At 74.4% G+C, this 3,966-nt stretch carries 5 protein-coding genes; all 5 read right to left on the minus strand.

Annotated features, from left to right (window positions below; translation table 11 throughout):
* Window positions 1-506 (minus strand): alpha/beta hydrolase (locus tag IH13_RS0113005; protein ID WP_031084003.1); only part of this gene is annotated, 506 nt, incomplete at its 3' end.
* Between the two features lie 146 nt (window positions 507-652).
* Window positions 653-1,840 carry a kynureninase gene (gene kynU, locus IH13_RS0113010; protein ID WP_031084005.1) on the minus strand — a complete coding sequence of 396 codons (1,188 nt, stop codon included), beginning with the start codon at window positions 1,838-1,840 and terminating at the stop codon, window positions 653-655.
* Window positions 1,833-2,681, minus strand: a complete 849-nt coding sequence (locus IH13_RS0113015) for a tryptophan 2,3-dioxygenase family protein (RefSeq protein WP_031084006.1) — start codon at window positions 2,679-2,681, stop codon at window positions 1,833-1,835. The genes kynU and IH13_RS0113015 overlap by 8 nt, the downstream gene beginning before the upstream one ends.
* A gap of 158 nt (window positions 2,682-2,839) precedes the next feature.
* Entirely contained in the window at window positions 2,840-3,253 is a 414-nt protein-coding gene (locus tag IH13_RS0113020; protein ID WP_031084007.1) for a DUF3151 domain-containing protein, read from the minus strand.
* Between the two features lie 3 nt (window positions 3,254-3,256).
* A partial coding sequence (locus IH13_RS0113025) for an MFS transporter (RefSeq protein WP_031084008.1) occupies window positions 3,257-3,966 on the minus strand: 710 nt, incomplete at its 5' end.

Raw genomic sequence — 3,966 nt, forward strand, 5'->3', positions numbered from 1 at the left:
GGCAGCCGCCACGGCGATCCCTGGGGGAGCACGTGCCGGGCGGCGGCCCAGAGCGCGAGCTGCCCACCGGCCGAGTGCCCGGTGACCACGGTCCTGCGGAGATCGGCCTGCGGCAGCTCGCGTGCGGCCAGTTCCGGCAGGGCGTCCATCGCGGCGGCCACGTCGTCGAAGGTGTCGGGCCAGCGTCCCGCGGCGGGCCCGTCCCCGTCCCGGCGCGGCTCCTCGCCGCCGCGCCGGTACTCCACACTCGCCACCGCGAACCCTCGCCGCGCCAGGAAGCCGGCGAACGGCGACACATGGCGCCGGTCGTACGGGGCCCGCCAGGCGCCGCCGTGCAGGACCACGACGAGCGGCGCCCCGTCCCGGCCCGCGCGGGGGGCGAAGAAGTCGACGACCTGGTCGGGGTGGCTGCCGTAGGCCGCGGACCGGTCCGGGGCGACCTCGGGCAGCGCGAGCACCGACTCGGTCTCGGCGGCGTCCCGATCACGCGCGGCAGATTCCGACATGCTGCTCCACCCGTCCTCCGCGCGGCCCCGACCGGGCCGGACTGCGGGGACGGTATCAGGACGGGCACGGGCCCGGTCGCACCCCCGTACGGGGAACGCACGACCGGGCCCTGCGCGTGGGGGCGTGACCACCTCCCCCGCGGCCGTTATGCCTCCAGCACCTCCGCAAGGACCCGCGCCGCCCGCTCCGCGTCCGCGAAGCCGACGTACAGCGGGGTGAAGCCGAAGCGCAGGATGTCCGGGCGGCGCAGGTCGCCGACCACCCCGCGCGCGATGAGCGCGTCCATCACCCCGGCCGCGCCCTCGCACCGCAGCGAGACCTGGCTGCCGCGCTCCGCGTGGGCGGCCGGGGTGACGGAGGTGACCCGGCCCCCGGGGACGTACGCGTCGACGCACTCCAGGAAGAAGTCCGTCAGCGCCAGCGACTTGGTGCGCACGGCCTCCATCGTGACGCCCTCCCACACGTCGAGCGACGCCTCCAGCGCCAGCATGGAGAGGATGTCCGGGGTGCCGACCCGGCCGCGTACCGACCCCTCGGCGGGGGTGTAGCCCGGGTCCATCGCGAACGGGTCGGCGTGCGAGGTCCAGCCGGGCAGCGGCGAGTCGAAGGCCGCCTGGTGGCGCTCGGCGACGTACAGGAAGGCCGGCGAACCGGGGCCGCCGTTCAGGTACTTGTACGTGCAGCCGACCGCCAGGTCCACGCCGTGGGTGTCGAGCCCGACGGGCAGGGCGCCGGCGCTGTGGCACAGGTCCCACACCGCAAGGGCACCGGCCGCGTGGGCGGCGGCCGTGAGGCCGGGCAGGTCCTGGAGCCTGCCGGTGCGGTAGTCGACGTGGTTGAGCAGGACGAGGGCCGTACGCGGACCGAGCGCACCCGGCACGTCGAGCGGGTCGGCCACGACCAGCCGGTGACCCGTCATCCGCGCCGCCGACTCGGCGATGTACCCGTCGCTGGGGAACGTCGTCGCGTCGAGGACGATCTCGTCCCGGCCGCCGGGGGCGAGACGGGTCGCGGCGACGACCGCCTTGAAGACGTTCACGCTGGTCGAGTCGCCGACGACGACCCGCCCGGGGGCGGCCCCCACCAGCGGGGCGATCCGGTCGCCGATCCGCTCGGGCGCGGTCCACCAGCCGCTCTCCTCCCAGGAGCGGATGCGCAGTTCGCCCCACTGCCGGGTGAGGACGTCACGCACGCGGTCGGGAACGTGGCGGGGCAGTGCGCCCAGTGAGTTGCCGTCGAGGTAGACGGTGTCGTCGAGGGCGAACAGCTCCCGGTGCGGGGCCAGTTCGTCCGCGGTGTCGAGCGCCTGTGCGCGCTCCTTCAGGTCAGACATGGCTGCGCGCCGTCCACAGTTCGGGGAACACGCTCTTGGTGGCCCGCTTCTCCAGCCAGGCGACCCCGGCGGACCCGCCGGTGCCGGTCTTGGAGCCCATCGCGCGACGGGTCGCGGTGAGGTGGTCGTTGCGCCAGCGCCACACCAGTTCGCCGACGTCGGTCAGTACCTCGCCCAGCCGTACCAGCTCGCCGTTCTGGTCCGTGTCGGCGTAGATCTCCGCCCACACGGCCTCGACGGCGGGGGACGGCTCGTACTTCCGGGACAGGTCCCGCTCCAGCACCGACTGCGGCACGGCGTACCCGCGCCGGGCGAGCAGGGCGAGTGTCTCGTCGTAGAGACCGGGCTCGTGCAGTGCCTTCTCCAGCTCGGCGTGGACCCGGGGCGCGCCCCGGTGCGGCACGAGCATGGACGCGGACTTGTCACCGAGCAGGAACTCCATCCGCCGGTACATGGCCGACTGGAATCCGGACCCTTCGCCGAGCGAACCGCGGTAGGAGTTGAACTGGGCGGGGGTGAGGCCGGCCAGCGGTTTCCAGGAGGCGTTCAGCGCCTCCAGTTCCCGCAGCGAGCGCTTCAGCGCGTCGCGGGCGACGGGGACGCGGTCCTCGCGCAACGCGTGGGCGGCGGTCTCCCACTCATGGACGATGACCGTGAACCACAGCTCCATGACCTGGGTGGTGACCAGGAAGACCATCTCGCCGGGATCGTCCGAGCGCAGGTGCTGGAGGTGGGTCAGGACGTCCGCCTGGACGTAGTCCTCGTACGGGGTCGTTCCCGCGAAGTCGAGGTGCGGGGTCTCCGCACCGGTGGCTTCGGGGTCGGGGTGAAACGTCGACATCGCTGTCTCCTCGACACAAGCTTCCGGGTAGCGGTCCGCCCCTTCCTGTGAGGTGGTGGAGCTCCGGTCCCCTGTCGGCATCCTAGACCCGGGCGCCCGCGCACGCCTCGGGCCCCGCAGACGGCGCCTGCGGGGCCCGGGTCAGGGAGTCGCGGGGGTCAGCCGAGGGTGTCGGCGGCCGTCTGCGAGGAGTCGCGCAGGAACGTCGAGCAGCGCTCGTACTCCTCCTGCTCGCCGATGGCCTGGGCGGCGCGGGCGAGGGCGTGCAGGGCCCGCAGGAAGCCGCGGTTCGGCTCGTGTTCGAACGGGACGGGGCCGTGGCCCTTCCAGCCGGCCCGGCGCAGGGCGTCGAGGCCCCGGTGGTAGCCGGTGCGGGCGTACGCGTACGACTCGACGACCCGGCCGCCCTCGAACGCCTCGTCGGCGAGCTGTGCCCACGCCAGGGAGGACGTGGGGTACTTCGCGGCGACGTCGGCGGGCGCCGTGCCGGCGGCGAGCAGCTCACGCGGCTCCGGGTCGTCGGGCAGGTGGGTCGGGGGAGGGCCCCCGAGCAGGTTCTCGTGGATCGACATGGCTCAAGTGTGCCTGGGGCCGCGCTCCGGCTCCAAGGGCGGGGCCGAGACCCCGCAGTGCGTCGCACACGTGGGGCGGGGCCTCGGCGCACCGGGGGCCCGTACGGTCGACCAGGCGATGACCGAGCCCGCGACGAGCAGCCCCGCGCACATCGGCATCGCCCGCCGGAAGGTCGCCGCGAACTCCCCGGCGTCCCGGTACGCCTCCGGGCCCATCCCGGCCAGCAGCGGCAGTGCGGCCACCGCGAGCAGCCCCGCGGCCCGGGCCGCCGCGTTGTTGATCCCGCTGGCGAGCCCGGCCCGCCCGGTGTCCACGGCGGCCAGCACGTTCGCGGTGAGCGGTGCCACCAGGACGACCATGCCGGCGCCCAGCACCAGGACGGCGGGCAGCACGTCGCTCCCGTACGAGGCGCCCTCGCCGACCCGTAGCATCAGCAGCATCCCGGCGGCGGCCACCAGCGGCCCCACGGTCAGCGGGATCCGGGGCCCGATGCGCCGGCCGAGGTCCCCGGCCCGGGCGGAGAAGAGCAGCATGAGCACCGTGGTGGGCAGCAGGGCGGTGCCCGCGCCCAGTGCCGAGTAGCCGGCGACGACCTGGAGCTGGATCGCTGACAGGAAGAAGAACCCGCCGAGCGCCGCGTACACGCAGAACGTGACGACGTTGACGGCGGTGAACTGCCGGGACGCGAAGACCGACGGCGGCACCATCGGGT

It is taken from the genome of Streptomyces sp. NRRL WC-3549, from assembly GCF_000721935.1.
Lineage (GTDB): Bacteria > Actinomycetota > Actinomycetes > Streptomycetales > Streptomycetaceae > Streptomyces.

Bases quoted from the DNA above. Each gene is read 5' to 3' on its own strand.
- kynU (WP_031084005.1), bottom strand. From the start codon at position 1,840: ATGTCTGACCTGAAGGAGCGCGCACAGGCGCTCGACACCGCGGACGAA.
- IH13_RS0113015 (WP_031084006.1), bottom strand. From the start codon at position 2,681: ATGTCGACGTTTCACCCCGACCCCGAAGCCACCGGTGCGGAGACCCCG.
- IH13_RS0113020 (WP_031084007.1), bottom strand. From the start codon at position 3,253: ATGTCGATCCACGAGAACCTGCTCGGGGGCCCTCCCCCGACCCACCTG.